This is a genomic window from Modicisalibacter muralis, from assembly GCF_900102945.1.
Lineage (GTDB): Bacteria > Pseudomonadota > Gammaproteobacteria > Pseudomonadales > Halomonadaceae > Modicisalibacter > Modicisalibacter muralis.
Map to the genome: position 1 here is coordinate 51,183 of NZ_FNGI01000004.1, position 19,708 is coordinate 70,890.

General features: G+C 62.8%; 15 protein-coding genes and 1 riboswitch. Of the genes, 4 read left to right on the forward strand and 11 right to left on the reverse strand.

Annotated features, from left to right (window positions below):
* Window positions 1-220: 220 nt before the first annotated feature.
* Window positions 221-2,794: a heavy metal translocating P-type ATPase gene (locus BLR92_RS08785; protein ID WP_089727634.1), complete on the forward strand. Its 2,574-nt coding sequence runs from the start codon at window positions 221-223 to the stop codon at window positions 2,792-2,794.
* 49 nt (window positions 2,795-2,843) lie between these two features.
* The gene (cueR, locus tag BLR92_RS08790) at window positions 2,844-3,332 is read left to right on the forward strand and encodes a Cu(I)-responsive transcriptional regulator (RefSeq protein WP_089727636.1); all 489 of its coding nucleotides are present in this window, start codon (window positions 2,844-2,846) and stop codon (window positions 3,330-3,332) included.
* A 97-nt stretch (window positions 3,333-3,429) separates the two neighbouring features.
* On the opposite strand, the gene ahcY is transcribed toward cueR, so the two are convergent.
* From ahcY to metK, 3 genes are all read right to left on the reverse strand, one after another.
* Window positions 3,430-4,833 (reverse strand): adenosylhomocysteinase, encoded by a 1,404-nt coding sequence (ahcY, locus tag BLR92_RS08795; protein ID WP_175488763.1) that lies wholly within the window; start codon window positions 4,831-4,833, stop codon window positions 3,430-3,432.
* Between the two features lie 17 nt (window positions 4,834-4,850).
* Window positions 4,851-4,940, reverse strand: a riboswitch (S-adenosyl-L-homocysteine riboswitch).
* A gap of 185 nt (window positions 4,941-5,125) precedes the next feature.
* Window positions 5,126-5,557: a hypothetical protein gene (locus BLR92_RS08800; RefSeq protein ID WP_089727638.1), complete on the reverse strand. Its 432-nt coding sequence runs from the start codon at window positions 5,555-5,557 to the stop codon at window positions 5,126-5,128.
* A gap of 191 nt (window positions 5,558-5,748) precedes the next feature.
* On the reverse strand, window positions 5,749-6,969 hold the full coding sequence (gene metK / locus BLR92_RS08805; RefSeq protein WP_089727640.1) for a methionine adenosyltransferase: 1,221 nt from the start codon (window positions 6,967-6,969) through the stop codon (window positions 5,749-5,751).
* A 251-nt stretch (window positions 6,970-7,220) separates the two neighbouring features.
* On the opposite strand from metK, the gene tkt reads away from it, so the two are divergent.
* Window positions 7,221-9,224, forward strand: a complete 2,004-nt coding sequence (tkt, locus tag BLR92_RS08810; RefSeq protein WP_089727642.1) for a transketolase — start codon at window positions 7,221-7,223, stop codon at window positions 9,222-9,224.
* 77 nt (window positions 9,225-9,301) lie between these two features.
* Here the strand turns inward: tkt and BLR92_RS08815 are convergent, their stop codons facing one another.
* From BLR92_RS08815 to glnA, 8 genes are all read right to left on the reverse strand, one after another.
* Window positions 9,302-10,354 (reverse strand): class I fructose-bisphosphate aldolase, encoded by a 1,053-nt coding sequence (locus BLR92_RS08815; protein WP_089727644.1) that lies wholly within the window; start codon window positions 10,352-10,354, stop codon window positions 9,302-9,304.
* A gap of 328 nt (window positions 10,355-10,682) precedes the next feature.
* Window positions 10,683-11,882 (reverse strand): group II intron reverse transcriptase/maturase, encoded by a 1,200-nt coding sequence (gene ltrA, locus BLR92_RS08820; RefSeq protein ID WP_245704153.1) that lies wholly within the window; start codon window positions 11,880-11,882, stop codon window positions 10,683-10,685.
* Window positions 11,883-12,484: 602 nt separating this feature from the next.
* Window positions 12,485-12,874, reverse strand: a complete 390-nt coding sequence (locus BLR92_RS08830; protein WP_089727648.1) for an Hsp20/alpha crystallin family protein — start codon at window positions 12,872-12,874, stop codon at window positions 12,485-12,487.
* Window positions 12,875-12,916: 42 nt separating this feature from the next.
* Window positions 12,917-13,390, reverse strand: coding sequence for an Hsp20/alpha crystallin family protein (locus tag BLR92_RS08835; protein WP_089727650.1), 474 nt, complete (start codon window positions 13,388-13,390; stop codon window positions 12,917-12,919).
* Between the two features lie 164 nt (window positions 13,391-13,554).
* The gene (gene glnG / locus BLR92_RS08840) at window positions 13,555-14,964 is read right to left on the reverse strand and encodes a nitrogen regulation protein NR(I) (protein WP_089727652.1); all 1,410 of its coding nucleotides are present in this window, start codon (window positions 14,962-14,964) and stop codon (window positions 13,555-13,557) included.
* Window positions 14,961-16,073, reverse strand: coding sequence for a nitrogen regulation protein NR(II) (gene glnL / locus BLR92_RS08845; RefSeq protein ID WP_089728040.1), 1,113 nt, complete (start codon window positions 16,071-16,073; stop codon window positions 14,961-14,963). The genes glnG and glnL overlap by 4 nt, the downstream gene beginning before the upstream one ends.
* Before the next feature lie 219 nt (window positions 16,074-16,292).
* A complete protein-coding gene (locus BLR92_RS08850) occupies window positions 16,293-16,910 on the reverse strand; it encodes a DUF4124 domain-containing protein (RefSeq protein WP_245704154.1) in 618 nt (205 codons plus the stop codon).
* Between the two features lie 140 nt (window positions 16,911-17,050).
* On the reverse strand, window positions 17,051-18,457 hold the full coding sequence (glnA, locus tag BLR92_RS08855) for a glutamate--ammonia ligase (protein WP_089727654.1): 1,407 nt from the start codon (window positions 18,455-18,457) through the stop codon (window positions 17,051-17,053).
* 570 nt (window positions 18,458-19,027) lie between these two features.
* Between glnA and BLR92_RS08860 the strand changes: the two genes are divergently transcribed.
* Window positions 19,028-19,600: a glycosyltransferase family protein gene (locus BLR92_RS08860; protein WP_089727656.1), complete on the forward strand. Its 573-nt coding sequence runs from the start codon at window positions 19,028-19,030 to the stop codon at window positions 19,598-19,600.
* Window positions 19,601-19,708 lie beyond the last annotated feature (108 nt).

Consider the following 19,708-nt stretch of genomic DNA (forward strand, 5'->3'; position numbering starts at 1 on the left):
TTTTTTTATAGCGCGAGGTGTCAACGATCCGAGTATTACCCACAGGTTGACGAATTGTCAGGTTAGGGATTCCCATGATGGCAAGGTCAAGTCACCCCGCTAAAATTCCACGTCGCTCAAAAACGCCTTTACGTCATTTCGAACCGAGGCTTGACCTTCCCATCGTTGGAAGGTCGACAGTTCGGCGTAATCCATTCCTAGCCAGCGAGGATTCGCCACCATGGCTTCGGTAAATACTTTGCACGACAACGACGTGAAGACACCGACCAGCTCGGAAGCGTCTTCCCGGAGCGGCCAGTTGAGCCTCGCTATCGCCGGCATGAATTGCGCATCCTGTGTCGGGCGCGTCGAGAAAGCGCTCCAGGGTCTCCCCCAGATCGAGACCGCCAGCGTCAATCTCGCCACCGAGCGTGCAGATATCACTGTCTCCTCCATGCCCGAGCCGGCTGTTCTCAAGGAGGCGGTGGCCAAGGCGGGTTACGAAGTCATCACCGAGTCGCTCGAGTTGACCATCGAGGGTATGAGCTGCGCGTCGTGCGTGGGGCGCATCGAAAAGGCTCTGGATGGGGTTCCTGGCGTCGTGGAAGCGCAGGTCAACCTGGCCACCGAAAAGGCCCAGGTGCGCTACCTCGCTGGGCTGGTCGACGCGGCGACCCTGGAGGACGCGGTGCGCTCCGCAGGTTACGAAGCGCGGCGTATCGGCGATGACGCTGGCGGCGATCGTCAGGCGCGGGCTCGGGAAGAAGAGCTCGCCTCACTCAAGCGTGGCATCCTGCTGGCGGCAGCGGCCACCCTGCCGATCTTCGTCCTGGAAATGGGTAGCCACGTCTGGGGCGGGTTGCATGAATGGCTGATGGGCTCGCTGGGCCAGCAGAATCTCTTCTATCTGTTCTTCGTGCTCGCCAGCCTCGTCCAGTTCGGGCCGGGGTTGCGTTTCTATCGTAAGGGCTGGCCGGCGTTGATGCGTGGCGGCCCCGACATGAACTCGCTGGTCATGCTCGGCACCAGCGCCGCCTATGGCTATTCGCTGGTGGCGACCTTCCTGCCCTCGGTGCTGCCCGAAGGCACGGTGAACGTCTACTATGAAGCCTCGGCGATGATCGTCACGCTGATCCTGATCGGGCGCTACATGGAGGCGTTGAGCAAGGGCCGCACCAGCGAGGCGATCAAGCGCTTGATGAGCCTGCAGGCCAAGACCGCCCGCGTGATCCGCGGTGGCGAGACCATCGAGGTCGCGCTCGATGAGGTCCGGGCCGGCGATATCGTCCAGGTTCGCCCTGGCGAGAAGGTGCCGGTCGACGGCGAGGTGACCGAAGGCGCGTCGTATCTCGACGAGTCGATGATCAGCGGCGAACCGGTGCCGGTGCGCAAGACCGAGGGCATGGAGGTCGTGGGCGGCACGCTCAACAAGACCGGCAGCTTCGCGTTTCGCGCGACCAAGGTCGGCGGCGACACCATGCTGGCCCAGATCATTCGCATGGTCGAGGCGGCACAGGGCTCGAAACTGCCGATTCAGACCCTGGTCGACCGGGTCACCGGCTACTTCGTGCCGGCCGTGCTGGCGGTTGCGGCATTGACCTTCGGTATCTGGCTGATCTTCGGCCCCGCTCCGGCGCTGACCTTCGCGCTGATCAATGCGGTGGCCGTGCTGATCATCGCCTGCCCATGCGCCATGGGCCTGGCCACGCCGACCTCGATCATGGTGGCCACCGGCCGCGCCGCCGAACTGGGCGTGCTGTTCCGCAAGGGCGAGGCGCTGCAGAGCCTGCGTGGCGTCGACACGATCGCGCTGGACAAGACCGGCACCCTGACCAAGGGCCGCCCCGAGCTGACCGACCTGGTGGTTGCCGAGGGATTCGAACGCGACGACGTGCTGGCCACTGTTGCCGCGGTCGAAGCGCACTCGGAACACCCGGTCGCCGAGGCCATCGTCGCGGCGGCGCGCGCATCGGGCAGCACGTTGTCCCGCGCCAGCGATTTCGAGGCGACACCCGGCTACGGCGTCTCGGCCAAGGTTGATTCACGAGTCGTCGAAATCGGCGCCGATCGCTTCATGACCCGACTGGGATTGGACGTCGCCTCTTTCGCCGATACGGCCAGTCGCCTGGCGGACGAGGGCAAGACACCGCTGTACGCGGCGATCGATGGTCGTCTGGCGGCGATCATCGCCGTCGCCGACCCGATCAAGGAGACCACGCCGGGCGCCATCATCACGTTGCACAAGCTTGGCCTGCGCGTGGCCATGATCACCGGCGACAACCGGCGCACCGCTGAGGCCATTGCGCGCCGGCTGGGGATCGACGAGGTCATCGCCGAGGTGTTGCCGGATGGCAAGGTCGATGCCATCAAGCGCCTGCGCGAAGGTGGGCGCAAGCTGGCCTTCGTCGGCGATGGCATCAACGACGCCCCGGCGCTGGCCGAGGCGGACGTCGGTCTGGCCATCGGCACGGGCACCGACGTGGCCATCGAAAGTGCCGACGTGGTGCTCATGTCCGGCGATCTGCGCAACGTGCCCAATGCCATCGGCCTTTCCCAGGCCACCATCGCCAACATCAAGCAGAACCTGTTCTGGGCCTTCGCCTATAACGCCGCGCTCATTCCCGTGGCGGCCGGGGCGCTGTATCCGGCCTATGGGATACTGTTGTCACCCATCTTCGCCGCCGCGGCCATGGCGCTGTCCAGCCTGTTCGTGCTGGGCAACGCCTTGCGCCTGCACCGCTTCACGCCGCCCATGGGCGGCGACGAGGACGCCGGACGCAATGAGCCGGTCGCGCTGGAAGCGATGGGTAACTAGCTTTTTAGATGAACCGCCAACGTTCAAACGCCGAAACCGGGAGATCACCATGAATATCGGGCAAGCGGCAAGAATATCCGGGGTTTCCGCCAAGATGATTCGCTACTACGAGAGCGTCGGATTGATTCCCCCGGTCGCGCGAACGGAGTCGGGCTACCGCGTCTACTCACAAACCGATGTGCATTCGCTGAAGTTCATCCAGCGCGCCCGCAGCCTGGGCTTCTCGGTCGAGCAGATGCGTGAGCTGTTGGCGCTGTGGCAGGACAGGAGCCGGGCCAGCGCCGACGTGAAAGCCGTCGCGTTGGCCCATGTCGAGGAACTCGAGGAGAAGATCAAAGGGCTGCAGGCCATGCGGGAAACGCTCACGCATCTCGCCGAGACCTGCCATGGCGATCACAAGCCGGATTGCCCGATCATCCAGGATCTCTCCGAAGGCCATGAACCCGGAGCGCGGCCCGGCAAGCAGTCCGCGAGCCAGGAGCATTCCGGCAGCGCGGATAGCAAGACTCTGAGACTGCGGTTGGGCGCTTCGAGATAGCTCGCCACCTCTCTACAACGCCTGACCGAGCTGGCTTCGTGCATCGATAGAAACACCGCCCCGGGGGCGGCGCTGAGCATGGCAACGAGAAAGCGGTTCAGTAACGATATTCATCCGGTTTAAAGGGGCCGTCGGCCGGCACGCCGGTGTATTTGGCCTGTTCTTCGGTCAACCGGGTGATGACCCCACCGAAGCCCTCGACCATGTAGCGGGCGACCTCCTCATCGAGATGCTTGGGCAGCACGGTCAGGCTCAGGCCACCGGGCTTGTCGTCGTCGGCAAGATCGGCGTAGCGGCGCTCGTAGAGGTGGATCTGCGCCAATACCTGGTTGGCGAACGAGCCATCCATGATTCGCGACGGGTGCCCGGTGGCGTTGCCTAGATTCACCAGGCGGCCCTCGGAAAGCAGGATCAGATAGTCGTTGCTTTGCGGATCGAAATTGCCGGGATCGCTGTCGCGGTAGATCTTGTGAACCTGTGGCTTGACCTCCTCCCAGTGCCACTGGCGACGCATGTAGGCGGTATCGATCTCGCTGTCGAAGTGGCCGATGTTGCACACCACCGCGCCCTTCTTCAGCGCCTTGAGCATCGGCGCGTCGCAGGCATCGACATTACCGGTGCAGGTGACCACCAGGTCGATCTTGCCGAGCAGGTCGCGATCGACGCTGGCCACGCCCTGATTGATGCCATCGACGTAGGGCGAGACCAGCTCATAGCCGTCCATGCACGCCTGCATGGCGCAGATCGGATCGACCTCACTGACCTTGACGATCATGCCTTCCTGGCGCAGCGACGCCGCCGAACCCTTGCCGACATCGCCATAGCCGACCACCAGCGCCTGCTTGCCGGCCATCAGGTGGTCGAGCCCGCGCTTGATGGCATCGTTGAGGCTGTGGCGACAGCCGTACTTGTTGTCGTTCTTGGACTTGGTCACCGCGTCGTTGACGTTGATCGCCGGCACCCTGAGCGTGCTGTCGCGCAGCATTTCCTGCAGGCGATGCACGCCGGTGGTGGTCTCCTCGGAGATACCATGAATGTTGTCGAGCAACTCGGGACGCTTGTCGTGGAGCAGCGCGGTCAGATCGCCGCCATCGTCGAGAATCATGTTGGGCGTCCAGCCATCGGCGCCTTCGACGGTCTGCTCGATGCACCACCAGAACTCTTCCTCGCTCTCGCCCTTCCAGGCGAACACCGGGATGCCGGCGGCGGCGATCGCCGCGGCGGCGTGATCCTGGGTCGAGAAGATATTGCACGACGACCAGCGCACCGAGGCGCCGAGTTCGATCAGCGTCTCGATCAGCACGGCGGTCTGGATGGTCATGTGGATGCAGCCGGCGATGCGCGCGCCGGCGAGCGGTTGCCGGTCGCGGTACTTGGCGCGAATCTTCATCAGCGCCGGCATTTCGGTCTCGGCGATGCGAATCTCGCGGCGGCCCCAGTCGGCGAGGGCGATATCGGCGACCTTGTAATCCTGAGCGACGGCACTAGCCATGGCAGTCATCGTGATACTCCATTCCCGGGGAATGGGCGCCGTTGCATTTGCACGAACCTGCCCGAGCCTCGCGCACGGCCATTGTGGGCACATGCGCTGCAGCGCCCCTCGGGCAGCAGCAACAGGGCGTGGTCGTCGATCGACCACATCGGCAGTTCACTACAAGCCAGGCCTTTTTTCAATCGGGGGCGGCTCGGCCCTTTGCAGCGCATGGCCGTGACACGAGGAAGGCGGCCACGAATGGCCGCCTTCCGAGTTTCCGAAAATGTATGGAGCGGCGCGATACGCCGTGGTCGGAACGCTACTGGGTGCTTTCCTCCGGGGCGTCTTCAGTGCTGGTTTGCGATCCGCTCTGGCCGTCCTGCTGCATTTCACCGTCCTGGCTCATCGCGTCGTCCTGGGACTGGCCATTGCCCATCGCGTCGCCGCCTGTCGAGCCGCCGTCACCTTGACTCATGTCGGTACCGGTGTCGCCACTCATGCTACCCGAGGTGCCGTCGTCACCGGACATGGCATCATCGCTCGACATTTCGCCACCGCCGGACATCTCGTCGCCACCCGACATTTCATCACCGCCGGTCATCTCGTCGCCGCCCGACATTTCACCACCGCCGGTTTCGCTGGCGGGCGGTTCGTTGGCCGGTGGAGTTTCGGCTTCATCCTCGCCGCAGCCGACCAGTACGGCACCCGATAGCGCAAGAGCGGCAAGCAGGGAAATTTTACGTTTATCCATGGTCAACTCCTCATATCCATTTGATTAGCAAACAGCGATTGCTGCCTCCAGCGTAGATGACTTATCGACCTTCGTATAGTCCTCTCACATCCTGTGACCACAATAAGCGAACGGCGTTCGATGAGCTCCAGAACGACGAACGCCCCGCAGCGCGGGGCGTTCTGTCCTCGAAACGCGAATAGGTGCGTCGGCTAGAGGCCGGCCGCCTGCCTGAGCGCATCGACCTTGTCGATCTTCTCCCACGGGAAGGCCGTAAAGGTCTCGGTGTGCTGCTCGCCGTTGACGTCGCTCCAGGTGTAGCTGGCCTCGAACGGCTCGCGACCGAAGTGCCCGTAGGCGGCGGTAAGCTGGTACATCGGGTGTTGCAGGTCGAGCATGCGGGTAATCGCGAAAGGCCGCAGGTCGAAATGCTCGCGCACCAGCTCGATGATCTTGGCGTCACTCACCCGCCCGGTACCGAAAGTGTCGATCGACACCGAGGTCGGTTCGGCGACGCCGATCGCGTAGGAAACCTGAATCTCGCACTTATCGGCGAGCCCGGCAGCGACCAGGTTCTTGGCCACGTAGCGCCCGGCATAGGCGGCACTGCGATCGACCTTGGACGGATCCTTGCCGGAGAACGCACCACCCCCGTGACGGGCCATGCCGCCGTAGGTGTCGACGATGATCTTGCGCCCGGTCAGGCCACAATCGCCCACCGGTCCGCCGATCACGAACTTGCCGGTGGGGTTGATGTGGTACTGGGTCGTCTCGGTCAGCCACTCGGCCGGCAGCACCTGCTCGATGATCTCGCGCTTGACCATCTTGCGCAGGTCTTCCTGATCGATGTCGGGGTCATGCTGGGTCGACAGCACCACCGCCTCTACCGAATGCGGTTTGCCATCTTCGCCGTAGCGGAACGACACCTGGCTCTTGGCGTCGGGGCGCAGCCATGGCAGCAGGCCATTCTTGCGCAGCTCGGCCTGGCGCTCGACCAGCCGATGCGCATAATGAATCGGCGCCGGCATGTAGGACGTAGTCTCGTTGGTCGCGTAACCGAACATCAGGCCCTGATCGCCGGCGCCCTGATCTTCAGGCTTCGAGCGGTCGACGCCCTGGGCGATGTCCACACTCTGCTTGCCGATCAGGTTGAGCACGCCACAGGTTTCGCCGTCGAAGCCGACATCGGACGAACTGTAGCCGATATCCAGGATCACCTTGCGCACCAACTCCTCGAGATCGACCCAGGCATTGGTGGTGATTTCGCCGGCGACGATCGCCACGCCGGTTTTGACCAGCGTTTCACAGGCCACGCGGGCCTGCTTGTCGCGTGCGATGATCGCATCGAGCACGGCGTCGGAAATCTGATCGGCGATCTTGTCCGGATGCCCTTCGGACACGGATTCGGAGGTAAACAGGGAATATTCGCTCATGGCGTCCTCGATCCTGTATAGCGTGGCGCACGATTTTACACACCGCCCACGCACCTGCCTAGGCAAACGCGCCCCAAACGAGCGCGCTCGCGCCATTTGATGGAAAACCGCTTCTCGGCGACAATAAGCGCCCTGATCCCGCGTCGCGCCTAGCCGGTACGGCGCCACCCCAGCAAGCAGGCGGTTACAGTGCGCGTCCCAACGGCTCTGTGATGGCCTTTGTTCATTTGCCGCAGGCGAGGAGCCACACAATGCCGTCCCGTTTCGAGTTGGCGAATGCCATCCGCGCGCTCTCCATGGATGCCGTGCAGAAGGCCAAATCCGGCCATCCCGGCGCCCCCATGGGCATGGCCGATATCGCCGAGGTACTGTGGAACGATTACCTCAAGCACAACCCGGCCAACCCGCACTGGGCCGACCGCGACCGCTTCGTGATGTCCAACGGTCACGGTTCGATGCTGCACTATTCGCTGTTGCACCTCACCGGCTATGAACTGGCCCTCGAGGACCTGCAGCAGTTTCGCCAGTTGCATTCCAAGACCCCCGGCCATCCCGAACTCGGCTACACGCCGGGCGTCGAGACCACCACCGGCCCGCTGGGTCAGGGCTTGGCCAACGCGGTCGGCATGGCGCTGGCCGAGCGTACCCTGGCGGCGCAGTTCAACCGTCCGGGTCACAACATCGTCGATCACTACAGCTATGTGTTTCTCGGCGACGGCTGCCTGATGGAAGGCGTTTCTCACGAAGCCTGCTCGCTGGCCGGCACCCAGGGGCTGGGCAAGCTGATCGCGTTCTACGATTCCAACGGCATCTCCATCGACGGCGAGATCGAGGGCTGGTTCACCGATGACACCGCCAAGCGCTTCGAGGCCTACGGCTGGCACGTGGTGCCCAATGTCGACGGCCACAAGCCCGAGGAGATCAAGGCCGCCATCGAACTGGCGCGCAGCCACGACGACCGCCCCAGCCTGATTATCTGCAACACCATCATCGGCTTCGGCGCGCCCAACAAGCAGGGTTCGGAAGAAGCGCATGGCGCACCGCTGGGCGACGACGAAGTCGCCGCCGCGCGCGATCAGCTCGGCTGGCATCACGCGCCGTTCCATGTCCCCGAGGATATCTACCAGGGCTGGGACGCCAGCGCTCGCGGCAGCCAGGCCGAAAACGACTGGAACGCCCGTTTCGAGCGCTATCAGGCTGCTCACCCGGAGCTTGCCAGCGAGCTCAAGCGCCGCCTCAAGGGCGAACTGCCGGTCGAGCTCAAGGGCGAGAAACTGATCGAGGAAGCCCAGCAGAACGGCGAGAACATCGCCAGCCGCAAGGCCTCGCTGACGTGCCTGAACGAACTCGGCCCCTCGCTACCCGAACTGCTCGGCGGTAGCGCCGATCTGGCGCCATCCAACCTGACCTTCTGGAAGGGCGCACGCGCCATCAGTCGCGACCGCCACGACGGCAATTACTTGCATTACGGCGTGCGCGAGTTCGGCATGGGCGCGATCATGAACGGCATCGCCGCGCATGGCGGATTCATCGCCTACGGCGCGACCTTCCTGACCTTCATGGAATACATGCACAACGCCATCCGCATGGCCGCGCTGATGAACCAGCAGGCCATCTATGTGTTCACCCACGATTCCATCGGTCTCGGCGAGGACGGTCCCACTCACCAGCCGATCGAGCAGCTCAATGCGCTGCGTTGCACGCCCAACCTGTCGACCTGGCGCCCCGCCGATGCGGTGGAAACCGCCGCCGCCTGGCACGCCGCGCTCAAGCGCCGCGGCGCCCCTACCGCGCTGGTACTGTCGCGCCAGAACCTGCCACACCAGCAGCGCGACCGGCAGCAACTGGCCGCGATCCAGCGCGGTGGCTACGTGCTCAAGGACAGCGACGCCCCCGCCGAAGCGATCCTGATCGCCACCGGCTCCGAGGTTGGCCTGGCGATGGACGCCGCCGCTGCCCTGGAAGCCAAGGGCAAGTCAGTGCGCGTGGTGTCGATGCCATCCACCGACGTCTTCGATGCCCAGGACGCCGCCTATCGCGAATCGGTGCTGCCCGCCGCGATCACCCAGCGGGTGGCGATCGAAGCCAGCCATCGCGCCTACTGGCACAAGTATGTCGGCCTCACTGGGCGCATCGTCGGCATGAGCGGCTTCGGCGAATCCGCGCCGGCCGGCGACCTGTTCAAGCACTTCGGCTTTACCGTCGATAATGTCGTCGAGCAGGTCGAGCAGCTCTTGGAAGAAGCCGTCGCGTAACACCGCCGAAAGCGCTGTAAACAGGAAGGGCACGGTATCGACCGTGCCCTTTTTGCGTTATGTGGTGCAGCCCGCCGTTAGGCCACCGTAATATCTTTCGACAGATACACGTCCTGGATGGCATTGAGCAGTTCTATGCCCTCCTTCATCGGCTTCTGGAACGCCTTGCGCCCCGAGATCAGCCCCATGCCACCGGCGCGCTTGTTGATCACCGCCGTGCGCACCGCTTCGCCGAGGTCGGAATGGCCCTTGGAGCCACCGCCGGAATTGATCAACCCGGCGCGGCCCATATAGCAGTTGGCCACCTGATAACGGGCCAGGTCGATGGGATGATCCGAGGTCAGCTCGCTATACACCTTGTCATGGGTATGCCCGAAACCGATCGCCTTGTAGCCGCCGTTGTTCTCGGGCAGCTTCTGCTTGACGATATCGGCCTTGATGGTCGCCGCCAGGTGAATGGCCTGGCCGGTAAGATCGGATGAAACGTGATAGTCGGTGCCGTCCTTCTTGAACTCGGGATTGCGCAGGTAGGACCACAGCACGGTGACCATGCCCAGTTCGTGGGCGCGCTCGAAGGCTTCGCTGATCTCCTGGATCTGGCGCCGGCAATCCACCGAGCCGTAGTAGATGGTCGCGCCGACCGCCACGCAGCCCATGTCGTGGGCCTGCTCGACCTGGGCGAACAGCGTCTGGTCATAGATCGCCGGGTAGGTCAGCGACTCGTTATGGTTGAGCTTGAGCATCATCGGAATCTTGTGCGCATAGCGCCGCGCCACCGATGACAGCACGCCCAGCGTGGATGCCACACAGTTGCAGCCGCCCTCGATGGCCAGTTCGACGATGTTCTTGGGATCGAAGTACATCGGGTTGGGGGCGAACGAGGCGCCGGCCGAGTGCTCGATGCCCTGATCCACCGGCAACAGCCCTAGGTAGCCAGTGCCCGCCAGCCGACCATGATTGAATAGCGTCTGCATGTTGCGCATGACATGCGGGCTGCGGTCGCTATCCGCCATCACCCGATCGACGAAATCCGGGCCGGGCAGATACATATCCGCCTTCTTGAACCCGGTGCAGGTATGGTTGAGCAGGCTGTCGGCTTCCTCGCCCAGCAGCTTGGCAATATCGGTCATCGTCCTGGTCTCCTCCCTTCTGGAATGCCCATTGCTTCCCGCAACTCTTGCTTGCTCTACCTAGCGCTTTCCGCAACTATTGGTAACAGTTGATTCCTATCTTGCAGTTAAGTGGCGGCGCTTTCCACCTTATCCCCATACCCTAAAAAGAACGAGCGATATCAGCCTCACGCAAGCATCGGCATGGCGAGTTTTCTGCGTTTGACGCTCCCTTGATGCTCCCTGGACGCTATGCTGCCGATATCGGGATAGGGGGGAGCCATTAGGCTCCGCCCCTCCCACACCACCCGGCATGCGGGTCCGCACCGGGCGGTTCGAGAAGTTGAGGTCATGAGAGACGCGGCACGCCCAACCGGTCAAAGTAGGCAATCGTCAGCACATTGTGGATAGCGGACCGACTATTATGCCACCAGCGGCGACTCAGGGCCGCCACCGATTGTGCAACCCAGGGACTCGCGCCAAGGCGCAATAGCTCCCGGTGGATAGTCTTTCCCCGCCGCCACTGTTTCAGCTGTAGGGCTCTCAGGCGACGGCGCAACCACTCATCCAGTGATCGCCAGATGCGCGGCGTTTGTGCCAACCTGAAGTATCCCTTCCACCCCAGCAGGTAGCTGCGGAGCTTCTCCACAACCTGCGTAACACTGCGACCGCCTGAGCGTCGGGTCAGTTGCCTGATCCTCCACTTGAACGCCTGTAGCGCCTGTCCCGACACTGCGCGTCGGACTTCACCGCCTCTCGTCTGCCATAAGGCATAGCCGAGAAACTTGCGACCGAACACGCGAGTTACCGCGCTTTTGGACTCATTGATCTTCAAGCGCAGTCTGTCGTAGCAGCGCCGCAACAGAGCCATCACCCGCTCGCCCGCTTTGTGACTGCGCACGTACACATTGCAGTCATCGGCGTAACGGGCAAAGCGATGCCCTCGGCGTTCCAGTTCCCGATCCACCTCGTCCAGCAGGACGTTGGCCAACAGGGGCGAGAGGGGGCCGCCTTGCGGCGTGCCCTCCACTCGCCGGATGACCACGCCGCCATCCATAATGCCCGCATTCAGGTACGCTCGAACCAGCCGGATAACCCCGGCGTCGTTCACGCGCTTCTTCAGGCGGTCAATCAGGATGTCGTGGTTGACCCGGTCGAAGAATTTCGACAGGTCGACATCCACCACGACGTGGCAACCCTGCTGGGCGTAGCCTTGTGCCGCCAGTACGGCATCCTGGGCCCGACGGCCCGGACGGAAGCCGTAGCTGTGCTCGCTGAAGGTCGGATCGATCCGAGGTTGCAGCACTTGCAGCAGTGCTTGTTGAATCAGACGGTCGGTCACGGTGGGAATGCCCAGTTCCCGCTCACTGCCGTCCGATTTCGGGATGCCCACTCGACGGACCGGCTGTGGCCGATAACGACCTCCCAGCAGCTGTTGCCGGAGATCGGGCCAGGCCCATCGCAGGTATTCGGCTGTCTGGGCAATGTCCAGACCGTCGATACCCGCCGCTCCCTTGTTGGCCTTCACGCGCTTCCATGCCCGTTGCATGTTCTCTCGTGCGAACGCCTGCTCCAGCAGGCCTCGCCCTGCGCCCTCCGGTGCTTGTCGCGGGAGCCTTGTTTCATCACTGGCCACGTCCGGTAAGGCTTCACCTTCCCGTTCCGTAGCCCGCCCCGCTGGCGCGGGCATCTGATGCCGTACAGTGCTCATCGACAAGACGTTTGACGCTCCTTCTCGTTCGGCCCTTCGCCCCTAACTGGCAAGCTACTACGGCCTCTGCTGCCTTCTCGCTCCGTGTGTCCACGTCGCCCTTTCAGGCATAAGGCGAGATCTCCCCGGGTAAGAACACACTCCTTCACCGCACAACCGCCGGATATACGCCACGTCGCTTTGGCCACAAGAGCTTCGCGGCTTCTTGCCCGCTCGCCCTGCTCGGCAGCGCCTCGTATCCGATTCTTGTTCATCGGCTCGCGGTTTACGCTCCACGCTTCCTCCCCACGGTCGGTCGCCCTTCCGCAGTTGCGCTTCGCTTCGTTCGCTGTGGCCAGCTTACGGGAGGACTTGCACCTCCAGGAGTGCGCCCGTGCCGGGCGCACAAAAAAGGCGCCCCCAAGCGGAGGCGCCCCTGCTGACTGCTTCGGCCAGCCGCATCAGGCCGTCTGGACCTCGATACGCCGACGACGATGCGACTCGCGCTTGGGCAGGACCAGGTTCAACACACCGTTGCTGATTTCCGCCCTGATGGCATCGGTATCGACTTCGTGACTCAGCGTAAAGCGACGAGCGAACCGGTTACCCTGGATTTCCGCATACGTCGCGGAAACGCCTTCGGGCATGTCGACCTGAATATCGCCTTCGATACTCAGTATATGCTGGTCCACCTCGATCCGCAGCGTGTCACGCGTCACCCCTGGCATGTCGGCGATGACATGCAACGCCTCATCTTCTTCGAAGATATCCACCGCAGGCAGCAGAGTGCGCTCCTGGGTGCTGCGCGTCTCTACGTCCCGCGATGTTTCCTGTCTGGTGATATCATTCATGACTCAACACCTCCTTTGGTCTCAAGTCGTCTCAGGTCTTGCTCAGGCAGCCTTGATCTCGACCCGCCGCGGCTTTACCTCTTCGCGCTTGGGCAAGCGGATCTCGACCAGGCCATCATGAGCGCGTGCCTCGGCACGCTCGGTATCCACACCCTCAGGCAGTGTAATCGAGCGTGCGAACTCGCCCGCGAAGCGCTCCTGGCGATAGTAGGGGCGCTGCTTGTGCTGCTCGCCCTGCTGCTGCTCGCCCTCAAGCGACGCTGCTCCACGCCTACCAAGTAGTGTTAACACATCATCCTGTATGCTTACCTCGAGTTCTTCCGCCGTCAGCCCGGGAGCAAATACGTAGACGAAGACCGTATCGTCCGTGCGTCCCACATTGAGCATTGGGAAGGCGCCCCGCGGCATCGAGCGAATATCCGCGGTAGCGCGCGGAAAGAACTCATTCAGCGCCTGACTGAACCAGTCAAGTTCCGATGATTTCGGCGTCTCGAAACGCCAGAGATCTCCGAACATGGTCGAACACCTCCTTCTTCATTCATCAACTTCTCGTTGGCCTCAATACCCTTCGCGAGCCAGTGTCAGATTGGTGTCTCGCTATTTCCGAACATAGGTGCCGCCGAAAAAATTTCAAGGCCTGCTTCAGGGATGGATATTCTCATTTCGTCAGGACCAGAAACTCACTCTTCCGTCAGCGCCGGCAACAGCACTTTAAGCTTTCGGGTCAGTGTGTTACGCCCCCATCCGAGCAGTTCGGCGGCTTCGCCCTTGCGCCCACCCGTGTGCTTGAGCGCGGTCTCGATCAGGATACGTTCGAAATCCGGCATCGCCTCCTCGATCAGGTGGGTGTGGCCGGCGGCCAGCGCACGGTCGGCCCATTCACGAAAGGCGCCGCGCCAATCGCCGCTGGCGGCATCGCTGCCCTCGATATCGCGCAGCTCCGGCGGCAGATCGTCGATCAGCACCTCGCGCCCCGAGGCCATCACCGTCAGCCAGCGGCAGGTATTCTCGAGTTGGCGCACATTGCCCGGCCACGCCAACCGGGTCAGGTGCTGTTCGGCCTCGCGAGTCAGCACCTTGGTTTCGGTGGCGAGTTCGCGGGCCGCTTCGGCGAGAAAGTGCTGGGCCAGGCGGGGAATGTCCTCGCGGCGTTCGGCCAGGCGCGGCAGATGTACGCGAATCACATTCAGGCGGTGGAACAGGTCTTCGCGAAAGCGCCCATCGTCGACCAGCGCCTCGAGGTGCTGGTGGGTGGCGGCGATGATGCGCACGTCGACCCTGACCGGGGTGTGGCCGCCGACGCGGTAGAACTCGCCATCGGCGAGCACGCGCAGCAGGCGGGTCTGGGTGTCGGGCGGCATGTCGCCTATTTCATCGAGAAACAGCGTGCCGCCGTCGGCCTGCTCGAAGCGCCCACGCCGCTGCGCGGTGGCGCCGGTAAAGGCGCCCTTCTCGTGACCGAACAGTTCGGACTCCATCAGGTCCTTGGGGATCGCCGCCATGTTCAGGGCGATGAACGGCTGTGCCTGGCGCGGGCTGTGCTGATGCAGCGCCTGGGCCACGCGCTCCTTGCCGGTGCCCGACTCGCCGTTGATCAACACGGTGATATGCGATTGCGACAAGCGCCCGATGGCGCGGAACACCTCCTGCATGGCCGGTGCCTCGCCGATGATTTCCGCCGTCAGCCCTTCGGGGGCTACCGCCGGCGCCTTGCGCTCGCGGGCATGCGCCACGGCGCGACGCACCAGCGCCAGGGCTTCGTCGACATCGAACGGCTTGGGCAGGTACTCGAAGGCACCACCCTGATAGGACGCCACCGCGCTGTCGAGATCGGAGTGCGCGGTCATCACGATCACCGGCAGATCGGGATGCGTCTCGCGAATTTTCGCCAGCAGATCGAGGCCATCCAGCCCCGGCATGCGAATATCGGTGAGCAGCACGTCGGGCGGCTGGCGCAACAGGCTTTCCAGTGCGCCGTCGGCGCGCTCGAAGCTTGCCACCTCGAGATCCGGCTGAGCGAGGGCGCGTTCCAGTACCCAGCGAATGGCGCGGTCGTCATCGACGACGACGATGCGAGCGGTATCGGTCATAGGGCCTCCGGCGGGTTTTTGGAAAGCGCCTCCAGCGGATTGATAGGGGGTGCCTCCGGCGGGTTGAGAGAGGATGCCCCCAGCGGAATCAACAAGCGAAATTCGCAGGACCCCGGCTGCGAGTCGCATTCGATCAAACCGTGATGCTGGTGCAGCACCGACTGGGCGATGGACAGCCCCAGGCCGCTGCCCTCGGCGCGCCCGGAAACCATCGGGTAGAACAGCGTCTCGCGAAGCCGCGCGGGAATGCCGGGACCGTTGTCGATGATCGCCACCTCGCAGACCAGCCGATGGCGCTCGGCGCCGAGGGTGAACTGGCGCCGCGAGCGGGTCCGCAGCAGCAATCGCGGCGCCTCACTGGCGTTCTCTTCCATGGCTTGCACGGCGTTGCGCGCAACATTCAGCGTGGCCTGGATCAACTGCGCTTCGTCGCCATTGATCTCGGGCAGGCTGGGATCGTAGTCGCGCACGTAGGCGATGCGCGGGTGCTCGGCCTCGAGCAGCGCGCGGACCCGCTCGAGCACCTTGTGGATATTCAGCGGCGTGTGGCGAATCGGCCGGTTGGGGCCGAGCATGCGATCGACCAGATCGCGCAGGCGGTCGGCCTCCTCAACGATCACGCGGGTATATTCGGCGAGTTGTGGGTCCGGCAGATCGCGCTCGAGCAGTTGCGCCGCGCCACGGATGCCGCCCAGCGGATTCTTGATCTCGTGGGCCAGCCCGCGCGACAGCACCTTGATGCTCTCCTGGCGCGCGATCAACGCCTCTTCGCGCGAGATGCGCAGCAGCCGGTCGCGTGGCTCGATCTCCAGCAGCAGCTCGTCCCCGGATAGCGGCGTGACAGTGAAATCGACAGTGATCGCCTCGCCGGCCGCCAGGACCAGCACCGCCTCGCGCTGGGTGAAGGGGTGAAATTCGTCACGCGCCTTGGCCAACACCGCCGCGACCGCGCCGTTCTCGCCCTCCAGGCTATCGAGGCGCGCGCCATGCACGCGCGCGTGACTCACCGCCAGCAGCGCCTCCGCCGCCGGGTTCATCCAGCGCACGCGCAGCGCACCATCCAACGTCACCACCGCCGTGGTCAGATGTTCCAGCAAGCGTTGGTACAGGGTTCTATCCGACATGCGGGCTCCCATTGCACGGCAACTGTAAGAAGCTTTCATAAAGAGTTCTTGTAAATGGCACTGCAAGAAGCGCGCCAGGCAAGCTGGACGCGTGGCTGAAGGGTTGCGGCATGAAGATGGCTATTTGCATTGCACCATTATGGTGCATAACGGCGACAAGCGCTGCACTATTGAGCGTTCAGTGGGCGTGAAAAAAGGAGCGTATCAATTATCGGTGCGGCTCGGCGGCAGGCCCGCCGGATTGTTAGGGTTGGCAGGCAGATTGACGCTGGCGCGCTGCACGTAAAGCGTGATCGGCGCGCTGCGATGGCGCACATTGCCACTGGCGTCGAGCAGCTCCGCCCGGAGCCGGTGCTCGCCACGATCCAGGTTGGTGAGCATGAATGCCTTGGTATGCATTGCCGACTGACTGATCTCACCATCGAGCAGCAATCGCACGCGGTGGTCATCGCGCAGATCGGGATCAATCTCGAGCTCGACCTGGACGTTGCCGGCGACCCCAGTGGGCAGGGTCTGTTCGTCCTGCGGCGAGACGATACGGAAGGTCGAATAAGGCATGAACGGGCCCGAGACGGCACCGGCACTGTCGCCTGACGCTGCATCGTCGGCTGCCTCGTCACTATCCGCCGGAATGCTGGAAAGTGGCTCGGGCGATGGCACCACCGTCAACGGCTCGAGTTCGATACGCTCGCTGTTTTCGATGGGCTTGTCGGTAAAGATGACGTTGCCTTGGGCATCGACGCTGCGATAAACGCTGGCGGCCTGCAGGCCGGCCAAGGGCAGGCAAAGGCCCAGCATCAAACACATCGAACGAATCGGCATTACGCATTCCTCAAGAGATCCCGCAACGGTAGCTCAAGTGTAACGCAAAAAAGAAGCCCGCCATGGCGGGCTCCCGATGCACTTTCAACTCGAACGGCGAGGCGAACGCTCACTCGACGATTCGCCGTCGACGACGTCTCTTAGCAACTGTAGTACATATCGAACTCGACCGGGTGCGTGGCCATGCGCAGCCGATCGACATCCTCGGACAGCAGCTCGATGTAGGCATCGAGCATGTCGTCGGTGAACACGCCGCCCTCGGTGAGGAAGGCACGATCCTGATCCAGCGCTTCCAATGCCTGGTCGAGACTATTGGCCACGGTGGGCACCGACTTGCCCTCTTCCGGCGGCAGGTCGTAGAGGTTCTTGTCCATCGCGTCGCCGGGGTGGAGCTTGTTCTTGATGCCGTCGATACCGGCCATCAGCATCGCCGCGAAGGCCAGGTATGGGTTGGCGGTCGGGTCGGGGAAACGCGTTTCGACACGCTTGCCCTTGGGGCTGGCGGTGTACGGAATGCGCAGCGATGCACTACGGTTGCGAGCGGAGTAAGCCAACATCACCGGCGCCTCGAAGCCCGGCACCAAACGCTTGTAGGAGTTGGTCGAGGGATTGGTGAAGGCGTTCAGGGCGCGAGCGTGCTTGATGATTCCGCCGATGTAGTACAACGCGGTCTCGGACAACCCGGCGTATTCGTCGCCGGCGAACATGTTCTCGCCGTCCTTCCAGAACGACTGATGGACGTGCATACCGGAGCCATTGTCACCGACCAGCGGCTTGGGCATGAAGGTAGCGGTCTTGCCGTAGGCGTGCGCGACGTTGTGGATGACGTACTTCATCTCCTGAACTTCGTCGGCCTTCTTGACCAGGGTATTGAACTTGACGCCGATTTCGTTCTGGCCGGCGTTGGATACCTCATGGTGATGCACTTCCACCGACTGGCCGATCGCTTCCAGAGTGTTGCACATGGCGCCGCGAATATCGTGGAACGAATCCACCGGCGGCACCGGGAAGTAGCCGCCCTTGACCCGTGGACGGTGGCCCAGATTACCGCCCTCCACCGCGCGGTCGGTCGACCAGGCGCCCTCTTCCGAGGAGATCTTGTACATCGCCCCTTCGATATCGGCCTTCCAGTGAACCTCATCGAAGATGAAGAACTCCGGCTCCGGGCCAAAAAACGCCGTGTCGCCCATTCCAGTGCTGGCCAGATAGGCCTCGGCGCGCTTGGCGATGGAGCGAGGATCGCGCTCGTAGCCCTGCATGGTAGCCGGCTCGATGATGTCGCAGCGCAGTACCAGCGTGGCGTCCTCGGTGAACGGATCGAGGAAGGCGGTGCCATCCTCGGGGCGCAGGATCATGTCGGATTCGTTGATACCCTTCCAGCCGGAGATGGAGGAACCGTCGAACATCTGACCGTTTTCGAAAAATTCTTCATCGACGGCGTGGCTCGGAATCGTAACGTGCTGCTCCTTGCCCTTGGTATCGGTGAAGCGCAGGTCGATCCACTTGACGTCGTGTTCTTCGATCAGAGCGAGCGTCTTCTCAGACATATGTCCTCCACTAATGAGCCCGAAGCTCGGGTCTATGGCTTCATAACTAGCGTCGTTGTAGCACGCTGGGCCTATTGTTGCCCATGCCTTGCCTGTCCTGACGAAGTTAAAGCACAAGCCATGCCAAATTGGGAAACAAGAAAGACTAAGGGTATTATCCTATTGATTTTTATCTCTAAAATTTGCCATTTACGAACATGCCGTCAGCATGGCCGATACCACAACGCGCATCATCGTGGTGCATCCAACGCCATCTGCACCATTGCGGCGCGTAACGGCCACCCATCGCACCATTTGGGTGCAATCCAAATTCCGTGTTTTCCGACATGACCGCACTCAGCCCTTTATCATGCGGAAAAACCATCCAATATTTCGCAAAAATCAGCCCTATTGTGTATTGATACCTTTTGATACTTACAGCTACTCTTCATTACATAATAAAAAGCACACATCCAGGGAATAGAACACAGGATTCAATCAGGCGCGTAAGCGCCAGGGACTTCGTGAACGCGGCTGCCACGCCAGCGCGTCACGGTACCGGCAATTACCGGATTCGAGTCGCCATTATTCATGAACTCCTACAATGTCATCGTAGACTGTCGGCGCGGCTACACGCGGCTCGGACGCTGCCTGCGCGTGATTGCCTACGCCGCGGCGCGGCTCGGCGGAAGCCTCGATGCCGTGCTGATCGTCGACAAGGCACGTAATCGTCTCGTCACCCTCGCCGAGCACCATGGCGCGGGCCTGCTGATCCTCCCTCCCGGCCCCAGGGGCAAGCGCTACAATAGCGCCGCCAACGCCGTTCAGACCGATGTATTGGCATTTTTGGACCCGGCCGCCGAGCTGCCCGAGGACTGGCTGTTGCAAGCCGACCAAGCGCTGTTCGACGAGCACTGGGATGCCGTGGCGCTGATCGTCGACAGCCAGCCCGGCCCGTCCTGGCTAGGCCTCTGGCGAGGGCGACTTTACCAGCCCAGATACCGCACCCAGGCGTTATGCATCAAGCGCGCCTGGTTCGAGCGGGTCGGCGGTTTCGACCCCGAGCGCGACATGGGCGCCGAGCGCGACCTGCTCGCACGGCTTGGCGCCTGCCATGCCCGCGTCCTGCAGTACACCCAGGACAGCCCCAAGACGGCCAGTTAGCACGACCAGCTGGAACAAGCGCTATACTGCAGGAGGATGCCGATGGCGCACGCGATAGAGAGCTCATCCATGCTTCCCTGCACACGGGATAGGATAGCGACTCAAGGA

Excerpts from the sequence above, each read along its gene's own strand:
- BLR92_RS08785 (WP_089727634.1), top strand. The coding sequence starts at position 221 with ATGGCTTCGGTAAATACTTTGCACGACAACGACGTGAAGACACCGACC.
- cueR (WP_089727636.1), top strand. The coding sequence starts at position 2,844 with ATGAATATCGGGCAAGCGGCAAGAATATCCGGGGTTTCCGCCAAGATG.
- ahcY (WP_175488763.1), bottom strand. The coding sequence starts at position 4,833 with ATGACTGCCATGGCTAGTGCCGTCGCTCAGGATTACAAGGTCGCCGAT.
- BLR92_RS08800 (WP_089727638.1), bottom strand. The coding sequence starts at position 5,557 with ATGGATAAACGTAAAATTTCCCTGCTTGCCGCTCTTGCGCTATCGGGT.
- metK (WP_089727640.1), bottom strand. The coding sequence starts at position 6,969 with ATGAGCGAATATTCCCTGTTTACCTCCGAATCCGTGTCCGAAGGGCAT.
- tkt (WP_089727642.1), top strand. The coding sequence starts at position 7,221 with ATGCCGTCCCGTTTCGAGTTGGCGAATGCCATCCGCGCGCTCTCCATG.
- BLR92_RS08815 (WP_089727644.1), bottom strand. The coding sequence starts at position 10,354 with ATGACCGATATTGCCAAGCTGCTGGGCGAGGAAGCCGACAGCCTGCTC.
- ltrA (WP_245704153.1), bottom strand. The coding sequence starts at position 11,882 with ATGCAACGGGCATGGAAGCGCGTGAAGGCCAACAAGGGAGCGGCGGGT.
- BLR92_RS08830 (WP_089727648.1), bottom strand. The coding sequence starts at position 12,874 with ATGAATGATATCACCAGACAGGAAACATCGCGGGACGTAGAGACGCGC.
- BLR92_RS08835 (WP_089727650.1), bottom strand. The coding sequence starts at position 13,390 with ATGTTCGGAGATCTCTGGCGTTTCGAGACGCCGAAATCATCGGAACTT.
- glnG (WP_089727652.1), bottom strand. The coding sequence starts at position 14,964 with ATGACCGATACCGCTCGCATCGTCGTCGTCGATGACGACCGCGCCATT.
- BLR92_RS08850 (WP_245704154.1), bottom strand. The coding sequence starts at position 16,910 with ATGCCGATTCGTTCGATGTGTTTGATGCTGGGCCTTTGCCTGCCCTTG.
- glnA (WP_089727654.1), bottom strand. The coding sequence starts at position 18,457 with ATGTCTGAGAAGACGCTCGCTCTGATCGAAGAACACGACGTCAAGTGG.
- BLR92_RS08860 (WP_089727656.1), top strand. The coding sequence starts at position 19,028 with ATGAACTCCTACAATGTCATCGTAGACTGTCGGCGCGGCTACACGCGG.